19 protein-coding genes are annotated in these 16,831 nt (G+C 72.4%); 13 read left to right on the forward strand and 6 right to left on the reverse strand.

The window, feature by feature from the left end; all coding sequences use genetic code 11:
* Positions 1–75: 75 nt before the first annotated feature.
* From QMF98_RS03745 to mmsB, 7 genes are all read left to right on the forward strand, one after another.
* Positions 76–537: a MarR family winged helix-turn-helix transcriptional regulator gene (locus QMF98_RS03745; protein WP_337974732.1), complete on the forward strand. Its 462-nt coding sequence runs from the start codon at positions 76–78 to the stop codon at positions 535–537.
* Entirely contained in the window at positions 534–1,784 is a 1,251-nt protein-coding gene (locus QMF98_RS03750) for a DUF6544 family protein (RefSeq protein WP_337974733.1), read from the forward strand. Before QMF98_RS03745 ends, QMF98_RS03750 begins: the two co-directional genes overlap by 4 nt.
* Before the next feature lie 92 nt (positions 1,785–1,876).
* A complete protein-coding gene (locus QMF98_RS03755; protein WP_337974734.1) occupies positions 1,877–3,526 on the forward strand; it encodes an AMP-binding protein in 1,650 nt (549 codons plus the stop codon).
* 44 nt (positions 3,527–3,570) lie between these two features.
* A complete protein-coding gene (locus QMF98_RS03760) occupies positions 3,571–4,776 on the forward strand; it encodes an ROK family transcriptional regulator (protein ID WP_337974735.1) in 1,206 nt (401 codons plus the stop codon).
* 212 nt (positions 4,777–4,988) lie between these two features.
* Positions 4,989–6,125, forward strand: coding sequence for a multiple monosaccharide ABC transporter substrate-binding protein (chvE, locus tag QMF98_RS03765; RefSeq protein ID WP_337974736.1), 1,137 nt, complete (start codon positions 4,989–4,991; stop codon positions 6,123–6,125).
* Between the two features lie 78 nt (positions 6,126–6,203).
* A complete protein-coding gene (gene mmsA / locus QMF98_RS03770; protein WP_337974737.1) occupies positions 6,204–7,751 on the forward strand; it encodes a multiple monosaccharide ABC transporter ATP-binding protein in 1,548 nt (515 codons plus the stop codon).
* Entirely contained in the window at positions 7,748–8,962 is a 1,215-nt protein-coding gene (gene mmsB / locus QMF98_RS03775; protein ID WP_337974738.1) for a multiple monosaccharide ABC transporter permease, read from the forward strand. The genes mmsA and mmsB overlap by 4 nt, the downstream gene beginning before the upstream one ends.
* A gap of 143 nt (positions 8,963–9,105) precedes the next feature.
* On the opposite strand, the gene QMF98_RS03780 is transcribed toward mmsB, so the two are convergent.
* Positions 9,106–9,471, reverse strand: a complete 366-nt coding sequence (locus tag QMF98_RS03780; RefSeq protein WP_337974739.1) for a VOC family protein — start codon at positions 9,469–9,471, stop codon at positions 9,106–9,108.
* A 175-nt stretch (positions 9,472–9,646) separates the two neighbouring features.
* Between QMF98_RS03780 and QMF98_RS03785 the strand changes: the two genes are divergently transcribed.
* The 4 genes from QMF98_RS03785 to QMF98_RS03800 all read left to right on the forward strand — a co-directional run bounded on the left by QMF98_RS03785 (position 9,647) and on the right by QMF98_RS03800 (position 12,535).
* Complete coding sequence (locus tag QMF98_RS03785) at positions 9,647–10,057, forward strand: DUF302 domain-containing protein (protein WP_337974740.1); 411 nt, start codon at positions 9,647–9,649, stop codon at positions 10,055–10,057.
* A 137-nt stretch (positions 10,058–10,194) separates the two neighbouring features.
* Positions 10,195–11,292, forward strand: a complete 1,098-nt coding sequence (locus QMF98_RS03790; protein WP_337974741.1) for a fatty acid desaturase family protein — start codon at positions 10,195–10,197, stop codon at positions 11,290–11,292.
* A 161-nt stretch (positions 11,293–11,453) separates the two neighbouring features.
* Positions 11,454–12,083: a zinc-ribbon domain-containing protein gene (locus tag QMF98_RS03795; RefSeq protein WP_337974742.1), complete on the forward strand. Its 630-nt coding sequence runs from the start codon at positions 11,454–11,456 to the stop codon at positions 12,081–12,083.
* Positions 12,080–12,535 carry a hypothetical protein gene (locus QMF98_RS03800; protein WP_337974743.1) on the forward strand — a complete coding sequence of 152 codons (456 nt, stop codon included), beginning with the start codon at positions 12,080–12,082 and terminating at the stop codon, positions 12,533–12,535. Before QMF98_RS03795 ends, QMF98_RS03800 begins: the two co-directional genes overlap by 4 nt.
* 8 nt (positions 12,536–12,543) lie before the next feature.
* Here the strand turns inward: QMF98_RS03800 and QMF98_RS03805 are convergent, their stop codons facing one another.
* The 3 genes from QMF98_RS03805 to QMF98_RS03815 are packed head-to-tail and all read right to left on the reverse strand — an operon-like array spanning position 12,544 to position 13,882.
* Positions 12,544–12,912: a fluoride efflux transporter FluC gene (locus QMF98_RS03805; protein ID WP_337974744.1), complete on the reverse strand. Its 369-nt coding sequence runs from the start codon at positions 12,910–12,912 to the stop codon at positions 12,544–12,546.
* On the reverse strand, positions 12,909–13,349 hold the full coding sequence (locus tag QMF98_RS03810; RefSeq protein ID WP_337974745.1) for a fluoride efflux transporter FluC: 441 nt from the start codon (positions 13,347–13,349) through the stop codon (positions 12,909–12,911). The genes QMF98_RS03805 and QMF98_RS03810 overlap by 4 nt, the downstream gene beginning before the upstream one ends.
* Positions 13,340–13,882 carry a universal stress protein gene (locus QMF98_RS03815; protein ID WP_291763580.1) on the reverse strand — a complete coding sequence of 181 codons (543 nt, stop codon included), beginning with the start codon at positions 13,880–13,882 and terminating at the stop codon, positions 13,340–13,342. Before QMF98_RS03815 ends, QMF98_RS03810 begins: the two co-directional genes overlap by 10 nt.
* A gap of 184 nt (positions 13,883–14,066) precedes the next feature.
* On the opposite strand from QMF98_RS03815, the gene QMF98_RS03820 reads away from it, so the two are divergent.
* Both QMF98_RS03820 and QMF98_RS03825 read left to right on the forward strand, forming a co-directional pair.
* The gene (locus QMF98_RS03820) at positions 14,067–14,375 is read left to right on the forward strand and encodes a hypothetical protein (protein WP_337974746.1); all 309 of its coding nucleotides are present in this window, start codon (positions 14,067–14,069) and stop codon (positions 14,373–14,375) included.
* Positions 14,372–14,935: a hypothetical protein gene (locus QMF98_RS03825; protein WP_337974747.1), complete on the forward strand. Its 564-nt coding sequence runs from the start codon at positions 14,372–14,374 to the stop codon at positions 14,933–14,935. Before QMF98_RS03820 ends, QMF98_RS03825 begins: the two co-directional genes overlap by 4 nt.
* Before the next feature lie 24 nt (positions 14,936–14,959).
* Here the strand turns inward: QMF98_RS03825 and QMF98_RS03830 are convergent, their stop codons facing one another.
* Positions 14,960–16,054, reverse strand: coding sequence for a sensor histidine kinase (locus tag QMF98_RS03830; protein WP_337974748.1), 1,095 nt, complete (start codon positions 16,052–16,054; stop codon positions 14,960–14,962).
* Entirely contained in the window at positions 16,051–16,740 is a 690-nt protein-coding gene (locus tag QMF98_RS03835; RefSeq protein WP_337974749.1) for a response regulator, read from the reverse strand. The genes QMF98_RS03830 and QMF98_RS03835 overlap by 4 nt, the downstream gene beginning before the upstream one ends.
* Positions 16,741–16,831 lie beyond the last annotated feature (91 nt).

The following is a 16,831-nucleotide window of genomic DNA, read 5'->3' on the forward strand; positions in this document are numbered from 1 at the left end:
CCGACCGGCCCGTCCACGTGCGAGCAGGGACCAACGTCCGTCCCGGGATCGCAACATGCGTAATACCTTACGTACATGACATCCCGGACCGACGAGGAGGCCGAGGTCTTCGGACGCCTCTTCGTGCTCGGCCAGCACCTCACCCGTCGCGCCGACGAGGCACTGCGGCCGTTGGGCCTCACCAGCAAGCAGTGGCTCCTGCTCGCAGTCCTGGTGAAGGGATTCCCCGGTGCGGCACCGACCCTGACCGAGACGGCCGCCGCCTATGGCACCTCCCGGCAGAACGTGAAGCAGGTCGCGCTCCAGCTGGCGGATCGGGGCCTCGTCGAGCTCGTCGCCGACCCCCAGGACGGTCGGGCCACCCGGCTCGCCCTGCTCCCTCGGGTGGCGATGCTGGACGAGCCGGCGGTGGCGGAACGGCACGCCGGTCTGCTGCGGGACATGTTCTCGGTGCTGGACGACGCCGAGCTGGCGACGCTGACCTCGATGGTCGGACGGTGCATCGACCACCTGGCCGGCACGGAGGTGGCCCGATGACGCACGCAACCGCGTCCGCGCGCCGCACCGATGTCCGGCCGCGTCCGTGGCTGGGTCGGGCTGTTCGCGGCCTCGTCGGCACCGCGCTCCTGCTGCACGGCGCGCTGCACCTGCTCGGTGCTGCGTCCGGCCTCCTCGGACAGCGCGTCGAGAGCCTGCATCGGGTGTCCGGACCCGCGGTCGGCGCGCTGTGGCTGGTCGCGGGCGCCCTCGTCATGGCGGCCGCGGTCGGGCTGCTCGCCGGTCGACGCCGCTGGTGGACGGTGGGCGCCGCCGCGCTGCTCGTCTCCCCGGTGGCGGTCCTCACCGACTGGTCCGAGGCGTCGTTCGGTACGGCGGCCAACCTGCTCCTGCTGCTCGCGGTGGCGCACGGCTGGGCTGCCGAGGGCCCCCGCAGCCGGCGCGAGCGCTTCCGCCGCGCGGCCGCATCGGCCCTGGCAGGACCGCCGGCTGCCGCGGGCGGTGACAGGAGGCCCGGCCCCGGCGTCCACCCCGGCGTCGTCGTCACCGAGCACGACCTCGCCGCCCTGCCGCCGGCGCTGGCCACGTACCTCCGCCGCTCGGGCGCCGTTGGCCAGCCTCACGTCCGTGCCGTCCGGGCGCAGCTGACCGGCCGCATCCGCGGGGGTCCGACGCACCCGTGGATGCCCTTCACCGTCGAGCAGGTCGACACCGTCGGTGCGTCGATGCAGCGCCACTTCCGCATGGACGCCGTGATGCGCGGCCTCCCGGTCGACGTGCTGCACACCTTCGCCGACGGGCACGCCGCGATGGAGGTCGCGCTGTGCTCGGTGCTGCCGCTGGTGAACCGGCACGGCCCGGACCTCGACCGCGCCGAGACGGTCACCCTGTTCAACGACCTGTGCGTGCTCGCCCCGGCCGCCCTGCTGGACGTGCCGGTCGTCTGGCGGCAGCGGGATCCGCACCGGGTCAGCGGCGTGTTCACCCACGGCAGCCACACGGTGCAGGCCGACCTGCTGTTCGACGCTGACGGCGACCTGGTCGACTTCGTCTCGGACGACCGTCTCGAGGCGAACCCGGACGGCACCTTCGTGCCCCGCGGGTGGTCCACCCCGCTGCGCGCCCACCGCGACTTCGGCGGGCGGCGGCTCCCGGCGACCGGTGAGGCGTGGTGGCACACCGCCGATCCGGACGGCTCGTTCTGCTACATCGAGCTGACGGTGCGCACGCTGGTCACGCTCGGCGCGGGCGAGACGGCCCACGTCCTGGTCGGCACGGGGGAGTAGCGTCGCCGGGCACGGCTGGCGGGGTCGACGCCGTGCCGCTCCCGCGGGACGCTCGTCGTGACCCCTCCTCGTCACCCCGCAAGGACCGTCACATGCCTGCCCTGCACCAGCGCTACCTCTCCGAGACCGTGGGCGCCGAGGGCCATCCCACCTCCTTCTCGCTGACCTGCCCGCCGGACTTCAGCTTCGGGTACGACGTCGTCGACGAGCTGGCGCGGCGCAGCCCGGACAAGCGCGCTCTGCGCTGGACCGACGACTCGGGCGCGGTGGCTGAGTACACGTTCGCCGACATCGCGCGGCTGTCCGACCAGGCAGCGTCGTACTTCCAGCAGGCCGGGGTCCGCAAGGGCGACCGGGTGCTGCTCATCCTCAAGCGCCACCCCCAGTTCTGGTGGGCGATCGTCGGTCTGCACAAGATCGGCGCGGTGGCGGTGCCGGCCACCAACCAGCTGAAGACCCACGACCTGCTCTACCGCCTGCGCAAGGCAGCGATCCGCGCGGTCGTCTGCACCCAGGAGGGCGACGTCGCCGCGGCGGTCGACGAGGCCGCTGCCGACCTGGGCATCGGCCTGATCCGGGCGGCGGTCCACGGGGCACGCGAGGGCTGGGACGACTTCGACGCCGGCGTCGCCGCCGCACCGCCGTTCGTCGCCCCGACGGGTACCGACCGCCCAATCGCGAAGGACCCGCTGCTGCTCTACTTCACCTCCGGCACCACCGCCGAGCCCAAGATGGTGCTGCACGACCACAGCTACCCGATCGCGCACATCCCCACGGCCAGGTACTGGCAGCACGTCGACCCGGACGGCCTGCACCTGACCGTCAGCGAGACCGGCTGGGCCAAGTCGGTGTGGGGCAAGCTCTACGGGCAGTGGCTGATGGAGGCCGCGGTCGACGTCTACGACTTCGACCGGTTCGACCCCAGGAAGATGCTCCAGCACCTGCACGACGCGCAGGTGACCACGTTCTGCGCCCCGCCGACCATCTACCGGTTCCTGGTCGCCGAGGACCTGTCCGGCTACGACCTGTCGAACCTGCGGCACGCGACCACCGCCGGCGAGGCGATGAACCCGGTGGTGGCCGAGAAGTTCCGGGGCCTGACCGGCCTGGAGCTCAAGGAGGGCTACGGCCAGACGGAGATGACGCTCGCGGCGTTCACCGCCTACTGGCAGCCGGCCCGCCCGGGCTCGATGGGCACCCCGTCGCCGGCCTACGACGTGGTGCTGCTCCGCGAGGACGGCACCGTCGCGGCACCGGGGGAGGAGGGCGAGATCTGCGTCCGGGCCGACCGCGACGCCCGCCCGCTCGGCCTGTTCCTGGGCTACGCCGACGACGACGTGATCACCGACACCGCCTGGCACGACGGGTACTACCACACGCACGACCTGGCGACGGCGGACGCCGACGGCTACCTCTGGTACGTCGGCCGCACCGACGACATGATCAAGACCTCGGGCTACCGCGTCGGCCCGTTCGAGGTCGAGTCGATCGTGCACGACCACCCCGCCGTCCGGGAGTGCGCCATCACGGGCGTCCCGGACGAGATCCGCGGCGTGGTGATCAAGGCGACCATCGTCCTGGCGGAGCCGTACACGGCGTCCACCGACCTGGCGCACGAGATCCAGCAGTTCGTGAAGTCCCGCACGGCGCCGTACAAGTACCCCCGCGTCGTCGAGTTCGTCGACGTCCTGCCCAAGACGATCTCGGGCAAGATCCGCCGGGTCGAGCTCCGCGGCCGCTGAGCGCGCCGGCGGGCGTGAGCGCGCCCGCCGCTAGGGTGTGCGCCATGCAGCCCGACGGCGTCGACGGGGACGCCCCCGCCAGCCGCGGCGCCGCGCGCCCGGCGCGCCTCTCCCCGCTGTCGGCCGTGCTCGGCGCCGTGCTGCAGGCCCGTGAGCCCGTCTCCCGCGCCCAGATCGCCGCCTCGCTCGGGCTGTCCCGCGGCACCGTCTCCGGCATCGCGGACCAGCTCCTCTCCGCCGGGCTGGTCCGCGAGCTCGATCCGGTGCTGGTCGGTCGTGCCGGCCGGCCGGCGGTGCCGCTGGCCGGTGCCCTCGGCACGGTGGCCGGCCTCGGCATGGAGGTGAACGTCGACTACTACGGCCTGCGCGCGGTGGACCTCGCCGGGCGTGTCCTGTTCGAGCAGGTGGTCGACGAGGACCTGCGCGGCAGCGACCCGGAGGTCGCCCTGGGCCGCCTCGCCGACCTGGCAGGAAGGGTGATCCTGGACCTGCAGGAGGCGGGGCTGCGCGTCGCGGGGACGGCGCTGGCGCTGCCCGGCCTGGTCAACCGGGTCACCGGTCCGTTGCGGTACGCGCCCAACCTGGGCTGGCGCGACGTGGACGTCGTCCGGCTGATGTCCCGGCACCCGGTGCTGGCCGCCTTCCCGCCCAGCCTGGCGAACGAGGCGAACCTGGCCGCCCGGGCCGAGGCGTGGGCACGTCGGGGCCGGGTGGCGCCGTCGTTCTTCTACGTCTCCGGCGAGCTCGGCATCGGTGGCGCGATCGTCCTCGAGGGCGAGATCTTCGCGGGCCGGCACGGGTGGAGCGGTGAGATCGGGCACGTGGTGGTCGAACCCGCGCTCGGTGCGGAGCGGGGTGGCCTCGAGGCGCTCGCCGGCCAGGCGCTGATGCTGCGGGCGGCCGGCATGCCGGTCGGAGCGACGATCGCCGATCTCGCGGCTGCTGCCGAGCGTGGCGAGGCCCAACCGTTGGCGGCGGTCCGGGACGCCGGTCGGATGCTCGGCACCGCGCTCGCGGCGGCGGCGAACATCCTCGACATCGGCGAGGTGGTGCTGGGCGGCAGCTTCGGTCAGCTGTTCGACCACCTGCACGGCCAGGTCGAGGACTGCCTGCAGCAGATGGTGATCTTCGCCCCCTGGTCCACACCGGCCGTGACGCGCGCCCGCGCCGGGGAGCTGCCCGCGATGGCAGGCGGCGCGCTGACCGTCCTGCGGAGCGTCGTGGACGACGCCGAGGCCTGGGTCGCCTGACCCCGTCGCGGCCACCGTTGCCGCATTGTGACCTTGGCGAGCCGTCGAAGCGTTGTCCGACCCTGTCCGACGATGGTTTAGTTCTGCCCGACAACAAAAAGGGGTTCCGGTCGGCACGCGCCGCCGAGCCCCCACGACGGCGGCCCGCGACGGAGCGGCGCCGTGCACCCGACCGGGGGGTCCGGTCGGTGTTGTGAGAGGTCAGGACGACGATGACGTTGACACGGACCAAGCTGGTCGCGGTCGTGATGGGTGCGGCTCTCGCGCTCGCCTCGGTCGCGGGATGCAGCAGCACCCGCAGCAACAACACTCCCGCCGGGGGCGCCACCTCGGCGAACGCGGCGGGCACCCTGGTCGGCATCGCGATGCCGACCAAGAGCCTCGAGCGGTGGAACCGTGACGGTGCCCACCTGGAGGACCTGCTGAAGAAGGCCGGCTACCAGACCAGCCTGCAGTACGCCGACAACAAGGTGGACCAGCAGGTCACGCAGCTGCAGAACATGATCAACCAGGGCGCCAAGGTCCTGGTCATCGCCTCCATCGACGGCAAGGCGCTCGGCCCGGTGCTGCAGCAGGCTGCGGACAAGGGCGCGAAGGTGATCGCGTACGACCGCCTGATCAACGAGTCCCCGAACGTCGACTACTACGCCACGTTCGACAACTACAAGGTCGGTCAGCTGCAGGGCCAGTTCATCGAGACGGCCCTCGGTCTGAAGGACGGCAAGGGTCCGTTCAACCTCGAGCCCTTCGCCGGTTCGCCCGACGACAACAACGCCAAGTTCTTCTTCTCCGGCGCCTGGGACGTGCTGAACCCCTACGTCCAGTCCGGCAAGCTCGTCGTGCCCTCCGGCAAGGCCCCGAAGACGGACGCCGACTGGACCTCGATCGGCATCCAGGAGTGGAAGTCCGAGACGGCTCAGTCCGAGATGCAGAACCGCATCAACTCGTTCTACGCGGGCGGCAAGAAGATCCAGGTCGTCCTGTCCCCGAACGACTCCCTCGCGCTGGGCATCGCCCAGGCCCTCGACGCGGCCGGCTACAAGCCGGGTTCCGACTGGCCCGTGCTGACCGGCCAGGACGCCGACAAGGCGAACGTCCTGAACATGCTCCAGGGCAAGCAGTCCATGACGGTCTGGAAGGACACCCGGGCGCTCGGTGACGAGGTCGCCAAGATGGTCGACCAGGTGGTCAAGGGCCAGACCGTTGACGTCAACGACACCAAGACGTACGACAACGGCAAGAAGGTCGTCCCGACCTACCTGCTCGCGCCGCAGGTGGTCACCAAGGACACGGTGAAGAAGTCGCTGGTGGACTCCGGGTTCTACTCCGCCTCCGACCTCGGTCTGTGACGTCGCGCGCCGCCGGTCCGCAGCACGCGGGCCGGCGGCGCCCGTCCGTCCCGGCAGCCCTACCGGAGTGAGGAACTCATGGAGCAGAGCACCATCCTCGAGATGCGCGGCATCACCAAGCGCTTCCCGGGTGTCATCGCGCTGAACGACGTCAACCTCGCGGTCACCCGCGGCGAGGTGCACGCGATCTGCGGCGAGAACGGTGCGGGCAAGTCGACCCTGATGAAGGTCCTGTCAGGGGTCTACCCGCACGGCAGCTACGAGGGCGAGATCGTCTTCGACGGCGAGCCGGTGGAGTTCCGCGGCATCCGCGACTCCGAGCGCAAGGGCATCGTCATCATCCACCAGGAGCTCGCGCTCAGCCCGTACCTGTCGCTCGCCGAGAACATCTTCCTCGGCAACGAGCGCAGCCGGCGCGGCGTCGTGGACTGGAACAGGACGAACTCCGAGGCGGCCCGGCTCCTGCGGCGCGTCGGGCTCACCGAGCCCCCGGACACCCGCGTCACCGACATCGGCGTGGGCAAGCAGCAGCTGGTGGAGATCGCCAAGGCGCTGTCCAAGGAGGTCAAGCTCCTCATCCTCGACGAGCCGACGGCCGCGCTGAACGACGAGGACAGCGACCACCTGCTCGACCTGATCCGCGGCCTGCGGGACGACGGCATCACCTCGATCATCATCAGCCACAAGCTCAACGAGCTCGAGGCGATCGCGGACTCCACGACGGTGATCCGGGACGGGCGCACCATCGAGACGCTCGACATGCACGGTGCGGAGCCGGTGACCCAGGACCGCCTGATCCGGGGCATGGTCGGCCGCGCGCTCGACCACCGGTTCCCGGAGCACACGCCGACGATCGGCGAGGAGGTGCTCCGCATCGAGGACTGGACGGTCCACCACCCGATCGACCGGCAGCGCGTCGTGGTGCGCAACGCGTCGGTGAACGTGCGGCGCGGCGAGATCGTCGGGCTCGCCGGGCTGATGGGTGCCGGCCGGACCGAGCTCGCGATGAGCGTGTTCGGCCGCCGGTACGGCGCCGGCATCTCGGGTCGGGTCTACAAGAACGGCGCGGAGGTGGACACCTCCACGGTGCCGGCCGCCATCCGGGCCGGCATCGCGTACGCCACCGAGGACCGCAAGCGGTACGGCCTCAACCTCATCGACACCATCCAGCACAACGTGAGCGCGTCGGCGCTGGGCAAGGTCGCCCGCTGGGGCGTCGTCGACAAGAACGTGGAGCTCGCCACGGCGGAGCGGTTCCGCAAGGAGCTGGCCGTCAAGTCGCCCACCGTGGCGGCCCTGGTCGGCAAGCTCTCGGGTGGCAACCAGCAGAAGGTCGTCCTGAGCAAGTGGATCTTCGCCGACCCGGACGTGCTGATCCTGGACGAGCCCACCCGCGGCATCGACATCGGCGCCAAGTTCGAGATCTACACGATCGTGAACCGGCTGGCGGACGAGGGGAAGGCCGTCATCCTCATCTCCTCCGAGCTGCCCGAGCTCATCGGCGTCTGCGACCGCATCTACACGCTCAGTCAGGGCAGCGTCACCGGCGAGGTCGCCAGGGCGGACGCGACCCAGGAGCACCTCATGCACCTCATGACCATGGACAAGAACGGGATCACGCGATGAGCACGCAAACGACGCCCCTGACGGGCGCGGTCGAGGGTGAGGCGACCCGGGGCTCGGCACTGGGCAGCAGCGTCCGGCAGTACGGGATCTTCGGCGCGCTCGTCGTCCTCCTGCTGCTGTTCCAGGTCCTCACGCACGGCAAGCTGCTGTTGGCCAACAACGTCGCGAGCCTGTTCCAGCAGAACGCGTACGTGATCATCCTGGCCATCGGCATGCTGATGGTGATCGTCGCCGGGCACATCGACCTGTCGGTCGGCTCGATGGTGGCGTTCATCGGTGGCGTGGTGGCGCTCTCCATGCGGGACCTGCACCTGCCCTGGCTGGTCGCGGTGCTCGTCGGCATCCTGGTGGGCGCCCTCGCCGGCGCCTGGCAGGGGTTCTGGGTCGCCTACGTCGGCATACCCGCCTTCATCGTCACGCTGGCGGGGATGCTGCTGTTCCGAGGCCTGGCCATCGTCATGGTGGGCGAGACCGTCGCGGGGCTGCCGAACGGCTACATCAAGATCTCCAACGGCTTCGTGCCCAACTGGCTCGGGTTCGCCGGCAACCTCGACGCGGTCACGCTGGCGATCGGCGCCATCGGCGTCGCGGCGGTGGTGCTCACGCAGGTGCGGTCGCGGATGGCCAAGCGCAAGCACGGGCTGCACGTGGAGTCCGGCATGGCATTCGTGGCCAAGAACCTCCTGGTGGCGGTCGCCATCGGCGCTCTGACCGTGGTGCTGTCGCTCAGCTCCGGCGGCACGCCCATCGTGCTGGTGATCATCGGGCTGCTGGTGATCGCGTACTCGTTCGTCATGGGCAACACCGTGTTCGGGCGGCGCATCTACGCGATCGGCGGCAACCGGCCCGCGGCGATCCTGTCCGGCGTCAACACGCGGGCGGTGGACTTCTCGATCTTCGTGAACATCGGCGCGCTGACCGGTATCGCGGCGATCGTCAACTCCTCGCGTGCGGGCGCCGCGGTCGCGTCGGCGGGCAACGGGTACGAGCTCGACGCGATCGCGGCCTGCTTCATCGGCGGGGCGGCGGTGACCGGCGGGATCGGGCGCATCTCCGGGGCCATCGTCGGTGCGCTGATCATGGGCGTGCTCAACATGGGCCTGTCGATCATGGCGGTGAACTCCGCCTGGCAGATGGCGATCAAGGGCCTGGTGCTCCTGGCCGCCGTCGCCTTCGACCTGGTCAACAAGCGGCGCGCAGGCACTCTGTAGCCGAGCGCAACGCGGCGGCGGTGCGCACCGGGGGAACAGCGGCTCCCGGTGCGCACCGCCGTTCGCTTTCACCGTCCGGTGCCCGTGGCTGAGCGCCGGACCGTCGGCGCCGCGCCGCGCCGGACGCGCGCCGCTGCGCCGGCTCAGTCGACGGGCGAGACGCGGATGAGGTTCCCGTCGGGGTCGGCCACGACGAAGGTGCGGCCGAACACGTCGTCGTGCGGCTCCTCCACCACGGCGGCGCCCTTCGCGGTCCACCGGGCGAAGAGCTCGTCGACTGCGGCCGCCGAGCCGGGCACCATCAGGCCGAGCTCCGACGTCCGCGGGGTGGCGGGCGTCGCGTTCTCGCTGCGTCCCGTCCACACCGCGAAGAGGACGCCGGGGGCCACGGGGAAGGCCACGTACCGCGGGCTGGTGAACACCGGCTCGACGTCGAACAGGTCGCGGTAGAAGGCCGTGGCGGCCGCGGCGTCGCGCACGTAGACGAGGAACAGGTTCGGTGCCGGCATCGGGACTCCTCGTGAGGGGTTCGGGTCATGCGCCAGCAGACCACCGAGCGACGACATCCGTCTGCCTGAGAAGCGGCACCGCTCTGGGGCCCGGCTCGTCGGAGTAGGGCTGTCGGCGACAAAATACCCCTGGGGGTATACTGGACTCTCGTCCACGTCGCCCAGGAGGACCGCCATGAGCTTCGCCCTCTCCACCACCGTCGACCTCGACTTCGACCGCACCGTCGCCGCGCTGCGCGAGGCGCTGGCCGCCCAGGGGTTCGGCATCCTCACCGAGGTGGACCTGTCCGGCACGCTCAAGGCGAAGCTCGACGTCGACGTGCCGCGGCAGCTGCTGCTGGGTGCGTGCAACCCCTCGTTCGCGCACCGCGCGCTGCAGGTCGAGGAGCACGTCGGCCTGCTGCTGCCGTGCTCGCTGACCGTGACGGCGGTCGCGGACGGCACGACGCGGGTCGAGGCCATGGAGCCGCAGGCGATGGTCCAGCTCACCGGCAACGCAGCCCTGCAGCCCGTGGCCGACGAGGTGCGGGACCGGCTCGCCGCGGTGCTCACCGTGCTGCCCACCACAGCAGGCCGCACCGTGTGACGCCGCGCCGGCGGGGCCGCGCCGACCGCGGCTCTCGCCCAGCAGTTCCCCAGGGTGCCGGGGTACCCTAGGAAGATTCGGGACCTTAGGCCCAACATTCTGTGGGGGTTGCCTCCCGTCGATCCGGAGGGGACTCCATGGACACCCAGATCATCGCGACCGCCGCACCGCCCGCGACCACCAACCGCGAACGGCAGCTGAGCGAGTTCACCGCGCTGGCCAAGTCCGTCCAGGAGTCCGGCCTGATGCGCCGTCGCCTGGGCTGGTACTGGACGCAGTTCGCGGTGCTGACCTTCGCGCTGCTCGGCACCGTCGCGGCGTTCGTGCTGATCGGCCACTCGTGGTGGCAGCTGGCGATCGCGGCCGCGCTGGCGGTGCTGCTCGGGCAGGTGATGTTCCTCGGCCACGACGCCGCACACCGGCAGATCTTCGCCTCGGGCAAGTGGAACGACTGGGGCAGCCTGGTCATCGCCAACCTCTACGCCGGCATGAGCTACGGCTGGTGGCAGCACAAGCACTCGCGGCACCACGCGAAGCCGAACCAGGTCGGCGCCGACCCGGACATCGAGATGGACGTGCTCGCCTTCCACAACGAGGACGGCCCGCGCCCCGTCCGCACCGGGCTGCGCCGCTGGTTCCGCGAGCACCAGGGGTGGTTCTTCTTCCCGCTGCTGCTCCTGGAAGGCCTCAACCTGCACCTGTCCGGCGTCAAGACGATCTTCGGCCGCGCGCCCGTGAAGCGGCGGCCGGTGGAGATCGCCTTCATCACGGCGCGGCTCGGCGGGTACCTCGGGCTCGTCTTCTGGTTGCTGCCGTTCGGGATGGCGGTCGCCTTCCTGGCCGTACAGCTGGGGCTCTTCGGCCTGTACATGGGCATGGTGTTCGCGCCCAACCACAAGGGCATGCCGATCGTGCCGCGCGACGCGAGGATCGACTTCCTGCGCCGCCAGGTGCTGATGAGCCGCAACATCCGCGGCGGTCGCATCACCGACATCGCGATGGGTGGGCTGAACTACCAGATCGAGCACCACCTGTTCCCGAGCATGCCGCGGCCGCACCTGCGCAAGGTGCAGCCGCTGGTGCGGGAGTTCTGCCGGTCGCACGGCATCCACTACACGGAGACGAGCGCCGTCCGCTCCTACCGGACCGTGGTGCAGTACCTCAACCGGGTGGGCCTGGGAGCGCGCGACCCGTTCGAGTGCCCCATGACGGCCCAGTTCCGGGTGGCCCGCTGACGCAGCGGTAGTCGACGGGCGGTCGCCCGGCTCGGCGTTCGGGTGAATCGCGCAGATCGCCCGTCGTTCGGGTCACTGAGCGGCTGCGTCGATGCCACGCTCTGCGCGTCAGCCGTGGGCGCACGGGCCCTTGCGGCGACGACCGTTCGCAGGGGGACCGCATGATCATCTGGGGCTGGCGCGCCTTCAAGGCGCTGATCGCGACCGGCGTCTTCTACTGCCCACGGTGCCTGGGGGACCGGACGTACCGGCACCTCGCCGCTCGTCGGTGGTTCACGCTGTTCTTCATCCCCGTCGTCCCGCTGGAGCGGCTGGGCACCTTCGTCCAGTGCGACGCGTGCCACGGCACGTTCACGGAGGTGGCCCTGGAGGCGCCGACCGTCGCCGTGTTCGAGCACACGCTGGGTCTGGCGGCGCGGGCCTCGGTGGCGCACCTGGTGTCCCGGCTGAGCCCGACCCCGCAGGTGGTCGCCCTCGCCTGCGCGGCCCTGCGCGACCGTCCCGGCGTGGCGCAGCCGTACGACGAGCACCGGCTGCGGGCCGACGTCAACGCCTTCGCCGACCGGCGGACGGCGCTGACCTACGTGGCACCGCTCGCGGCCACCATGTCGATCGACGGCCGCGAGGACTTCGTCCGGCGGCTGGTGCTGCTCGGCGCCCGCCTGTCGCCCACCGACCGGCTGCGCGAGCCGGTGTCCGCGATCGCCGCGGAGCTGCAGCTGAGCCCCGCCCATGTCGCGGGGATCCGCGAGCAGGTCGAGGCCGGGATGCCGACCGGGGGGCTGGCGTGATCACGGCGGCTCCGCCCGGCGGTGCGGACACCGTCTTCAACGCTCCGCCCGGGTGGCTGACGCCCGCCGGCTTCGACCCGCGACGGGGCCACCTGCCGGACCCGACCTGGCCGGCGGCCCCCGCCGGGTGGCAGTTCTGGGTCGCCCGACCGCAGCCGCGCGGGCTGGTGCCCGCCCTGAAGCGCGGGTGGTGGGGCCCCGCGGTGGGTGGTGCGGTGGTGGTGCTCCTCGTCCTGGTGGCACTGCTCCACGGTCCGTCCTCACCGACCGACGGGGTCGGGTCGTGCTGGACCGAGGGGAGCGGCGGCAGGCTGACCTCCGTCGACTGCTCCTCCAGCCGCGCGATGTACCGCGTGTCCTCGGTGGTCGCGCGGCCCGAGCTCTGCTCGAAGCCCTCGCCCGGCTACCTCGACGGTGCCACCGGGTTCGAGTGCCTCACTGCCATGTCCTGAGCCCCGGGTCAGCGGAGGGTGAGCCAGAGGCCGAGGCCCGCGGCGGCGAGCCCGAGCAGAGCCATGCCGACGGCGTGCAGCACCGCCTCGACCGCCGGGCGTGACCCCGTGGCCAGCCGGACCGCCTCGACGCTGGCCGTGCTGAACGTGGTGTAGCCGCCCAGGAAGCCGGTGCCGAGCACCACCTTCTCGTCCGACAGGCCGGGGTACCGCATCGCGAGGCCCGTCAGCGCGCCGAGCAGCAGCGCGCCCGACACGTTGATCACCACGGTGCCGAGCGGGAAGGGCAGGCGGTTGTGGCGGCCCACGACGCCGTCGACGACGAAGCGGGTCGCGGCACCCAGACCGCCCGCCAGCGCCAGCAGCACGGGGATCATGCCGGCCTCCGCACCAGCGCCCGCGCGGCGAGGATGCCGACCAGAGCCGCGAGCACCCCGGCGGCGACGCTGCCCGCGACGTACGCCGTCGCCAGCCCGACGCGGCCGGCCCGGATCAGCAGGTCCGACTCGACCATGAAGGTGCTGTAGGTGGTGTACCCGCCCATCACCCCGGTGCCGATGCCGAGCCGCAGGGCCCGACGCCAGCCGTGGTCCGGACCGCTGCGGGCCAGCGACTCGAGCAGCAGGCCGAGCAGCAGGGAGCCGGTGACGTTGATCCAGAACGTCGTCCAGGGGAACGTCCCGGTGGCGACGGGGTGCAGGCGGCCCAGTTCCCAGCGCGCGGTGGTGCCGACCGCTCCGCCCAGCACCACCAGTCCCAGCAGACCGGGCCGGCGGTACGCCGGCCGCAGGTGCGCGGGCGGCGTCACCTCCACAACGGCGTCTTCCAGTCGACGACGCCCAGCGGGACGACGAGCACGGGCCGGTGCTGGTGGTGGGACAGCTGCACGGCGACCGAGCCCTCGAGGAACTCCCGCACCCGCGCGCCGCGACCGGGGGCGCGCGTGCCGACCACGATCGCGGCGGCGTCCACCGCGCGAGCCAGGTGGGTCAGGGAACGGTCGGGCCGCCCGGCCAGGTACCGGAACTCCCACGGCACGCCGGTGCCGTCCATCACGCGGGTCAACGTCTCGACGATCTGGATCCGCCGGTCCTCCCAGCGGTCGTCGACGGTGTCCGGGTCCACCTCGCCGTGCCGCACGGTGCCGTCCGGGAACTCCTCGAGGACGAACCGGGTGGTGTCGACGTAGGCGAAGTACAGAGGCGGGTTGCCGGCCGCCTGCGACCAGGAGATGGCGGTCAGCGCCACCAGCTCCGGCTGGCCGGGCACGATCGCGACCACGATCGGGTGGCCGGCGAACGGCGTCATCCTCGACGGGCTCGGCTGCGGGACCTCGTGCGCGTTCATCGGCACCAGCCTGGCACTGCGCCGGGTCGGGGGCGACACTCGTCTGACCGGCGTCTTCATCGAATCTTCGCAATCGCGACCGGGCGGCCTTCGCGCACGGGGCGGACGCTGGACGTGGAGGACGGCCGACGAGCGCCGTCCGCGAGCACGACGGAGACCGAAGATGATGTGGTACGGAGGCGGCATGCACGCCGGGCTGTGGGTGGCGATGGGCCTGTTCTGGCTGCTGCTGATCGCGGCGATCATCTGGTTGGTGGTGCAGCTGGCGACGTCCGGCCGCCGCGGCGCGCCACCCGTGCACCGTCCGTGGGGGCCCGGTCCGTGGGGTCGCGCGCCGTACGGGCAGGCGCCGGGAGCGCAGGGGCCGTGGACGCAGGGGTCGGAGTCGCCGTTCGAGGTGCTCGACCGGCGCCTGGCCACCGGTGAGATCGACGTGGACACGTACCGGCAGCTGCGCGCGGCGCTGCTCGAGTCGCGGGGCGGCCAGCCATGAGCACCGTTCCTCCCACCGAGCCGGTGCCGACCACACCGGAGCCGGGCACGGCCCGGCCGGCTGCGGCGGGGCCGGCCGGAGCCGGCCCGTCGGCCGTTGGTTCGACGCCGACCGGTGCAGCGCCCGCGGCGGCGGGTTCCGCTCCGGCCCCGGCTGCGGCCGGAACCGGCCCCGGGTTCGGCCCGGCACGCCGGCGCGGTCCGCTGATCGCGGCCCTGGTCGTCGCCGTCGTCCTGCTGATCGGCTCGGTCGGCGCGACCGTGGCCTGGGCGGGCTTCAGCGCCGTGAGCGACCGGGGTGTGCTGCGCCCGTGGGACGGGATGCCCGGCATGCACCGTGGCTGGGACCGGGACGGGCAGCCGTACCAGGGCGTGCAGCCCGGTCAGCGCAACGGGCAGGGCGGTGGCTGGCGGGGAACCGGGCCGGGCGTCGGGCCCGGGTACGGTCCGGGGTCAGGTCGGGGGTCCGGTCCGGGCTTCGGTCCGGGCTTCGGTCCGGGCATGCACCGCGGCTACGGCCCGGCGCCCGTGCCCAGCCCGTCGGCGTCGCCGTCCAGCTGAACCGAGGGCCTTCGGCGCGCGCCGTCAGCGCGCCAGCGGCAGTCGCAGCGTGAAGGTGGATCCCTGGCCGGGTCCGGGTGAGGACGCGACCAGGGATCCACCGTGCGCGTGCGCGATGCCGCGGGCGATGGTGAGCCCGATGCCGGTGCCCGCCCGAGCGACACCGGGTCCCGCCGGACCTGGTGCCCGGTAGAACCGCTCGAACACCCGCTCGAGGTCGCCCTCGGCCAGCCCGACGCCGGTGTCGCTCACCTCGATCACCGCCTCGTGGCCCTCCGGTCGTGCGAGCACCCGTACCTGCCCGCCGGGAGGGGTGGCGGCCAGGGCGTTGCCGACCAGGTTGGTCACCACCTGGGCGATCCGGTCGCCGTCGCCGTCCACCAGCAGCGCCCAGCCGGCCGACTCGGTCTTCAGGTCCAGGCCGGCGTCGTGCAGCTGCGGCCGCAGCCGCTCGGCGGCCCCGATGGCGACGGCGGCGACGTCGACGCGGGTGACGCGCAGGCCGAGGCGGCCCTCCTCGGCCCGGGACAGCGCTCCGAGGTCCTCAGAGAGGCGCCGCAGCCGGCGCAGCTCGCCGGACAGCTCGGCGAACAGCTCCGGCTCGGGGGTGAACACCCCGTCCTGCAGCCCCTCGACGTAGCCGTCGAGCACGGTCAGCGGCGTGCGCATCTCGTGGGCGACCTCGCCCAGCAGGCGCATCCGGCGGCCCTCCGTCTCGGCCAGCCGTGCCGCCAGGGCGTTGACGTCGTTGGCCACCCGGGCCAGCTCCGCCTCGCGGGGCGGGGGCACCGGCTCGTCGTACCGACCGGCGGCGATGCGGTGCGCCGCCGCTGACAGGTCGTCCAGCGGACGCAGCAGCCGCCATGACGACCACGCACCCGCGGCGATCGCCACCGCGAGCGCCACGACGACACCGATGGCCAGGCCGTGGTTCGACGCCCCGACCGCGAAGTCCCGCGAGACGTGCGGGTCCCACGGCGGCATGCGGCCCGCCATCATGCCGACGCGGGCGTCGTACAGGTGCGGCGTCAGCACGCGGGTGACCAGGTACGCCGTCACGGCTCCGGTGAGCGCGACGAGCGTGTGGCTCAGCAGCAGGCGGGTGGACAGGCGCCTCATGACGGCCTCCCGACGAACTTGTACCCGACGCCCCGCACCGTCGCGATGAACCGTGGCGCGCTGACGTCGTCGGCCAGCAGCCGCCGCAGGCTGCGCACGTGCACGTCGACCACCCTCTCGTCCCCGTAGAAGTCGTCACCCCACACCCGTTCGAGCAGCTGCCGACGGGAGAAGACGCGGCCGGGGGAGCGTGCCAGCGCCCCGAGCAGGTCGAACTCGAGGGCCGACGGTGTCACCGGACGGTCGTCCACCGTCACCTCGCGGGCCGCGAGGTCCACGGTCAGCCGGTCGAAGCGCAGGCGCTCCGCGTCCGGCTCGTCGTCCCGCGCCCGTCGCAGGACGGCCTTGACGCGGGCCACCACCTCGCGGGGGCTGAACGGCTTGGTGACGTAGTCGTCGGCGCCGACGGCCAGGCCGACCAGCGTGTCCGCCTCCTCGGCACGGGCTGTCACCAGCACCACGCCGACGCCCGAGGTGGCACGGATGCGCCGCAGCACCTCGAGGCCGTCGACATCGGGCAGCATCACGTCCAGCAGCACCACGTCGGGCCGGTCCCGGCGCAGCTCGGCCAGCGCGTCGGTCCCCGTCCCGGCCTCGACCACGGCGAACCCGTCGGCCTCGAGGTAGGCGCGCAGCACCCGGCGGATGCCCGCCTCGTCGTCCACCACCAGCACACGCCTGGCCACGTCATCCTCCGGACGGCGCCGGCCGCCGGATGCGGAGGGGTGCCGTGCTGCCGAGCATGCCGGGCGCGGCCCCGGCTGACCAGGAAGCCCC

Origin of the sequence: Cellulomonas sp. NTE-D12, assembly GCF_027923705.1 — a bacterium.
In the GTDB taxonomy this organism is placed as follows: domain Bacteria; phylum Actinomycetota; class Actinomycetes; order Actinomycetales; family Cellulomonadaceae; genus Cellulomonas.

Bases quoted from the DNA above. Each gene is read 5' to 3' on its own strand.
- QMF98_RS03755 (WP_337974734.1), top strand. From the start codon at position 1,877: ATGCCTGCCCTGCACCAGCGCTACCTCTCCGAGACCGTGGGCGCCGAG.
- QMF98_RS03780 (WP_337974739.1), bottom strand. From the start codon at position 9,471: ATGCCGGCACCGAACCTGTTCCTCGTCTACGTGCGCGACGCCGCGGCC.
- QMF98_RS03820 (WP_337974746.1), top strand. From the start codon at position 14,067: ATGCACGCCGGGCTGTGGGTGGCGATGGGCCTGTTCTGGCTGCTGCTG.
- QMF98_RS03750 (WP_337974733.1), top strand. From the start codon at position 534: ATGACGCACGCAACCGCGTCCGCGCGCCGCACCGATGTCCGGCCGCGT.
- QMF98_RS03745 (WP_337974732.1), top strand. From the start codon at position 76: ATGACATCCCGGACCGACGAGGAGGCCGAGGTCTTCGGACGCCTCTTC.
- QMF98_RS03785 (WP_337974740.1), top strand. From the start codon at position 9,647: ATGAGCTTCGCCCTCTCCACCACCGTCGACCTCGACTTCGACCGCACC.
- mmsB (WP_337974738.1), top strand. From the start codon at position 7,748: ATGAGCACGCAAACGACGCCCCTGACGGGCGCGGTCGAGGGTGAGGCG.
- QMF98_RS03790 (WP_337974741.1), top strand. From the start codon at position 10,195: ATGGACACCCAGATCATCGCGACCGCCGCACCGCCCGCGACCACCAAC.
- mmsA (WP_337974737.1), top strand. From the start codon at position 6,204: ATGGAGCAGAGCACCATCCTCGAGATGCGCGGCATCACCAAGCGCTTC.
- QMF98_RS03805 (WP_337974744.1), bottom strand. From the start codon at position 12,912: ATGATCCCCGTGCTGCTGGCGCTGGCGGGCGGTCTGGGTGCCGCGACC.
- QMF98_RS03815 (WP_291763580.1), bottom strand. From the start codon at position 13,882: ATGAACGCGCACGAGGTCCCGCAGCCGAGCCCGTCGAGGATGACGCCG.
- QMF98_RS03830 (WP_337974748.1), bottom strand. From the start codon at position 16,054: ATGAGGCGCCTGTCCACCCGCCTGCTGCTGAGCCACACGCTCGTCGCG.
- QMF98_RS03795 (WP_337974742.1), top strand. From the start codon at position 11,454: ATGATCATCTGGGGCTGGCGCGCCTTCAAGGCGCTGATCGCGACCGGC.
- chvE (WP_337974736.1), top strand. From the start codon at position 4,989: ATGACGTTGACACGGACCAAGCTGGTCGCGGTCGTGATGGGTGCGGCT.
- QMF98_RS03825 (WP_337974747.1), top strand. From the start codon at position 14,372: ATGAGCACCGTTCCTCCCACCGAGCCGGTGCCGACCACACCGGAGCCG.
- QMF98_RS03760 (WP_337974735.1), top strand. From the start codon at position 3,571: ATGCAGCCCGACGGCGTCGACGGGGACGCCCCCGCCAGCCGCGGCGCC.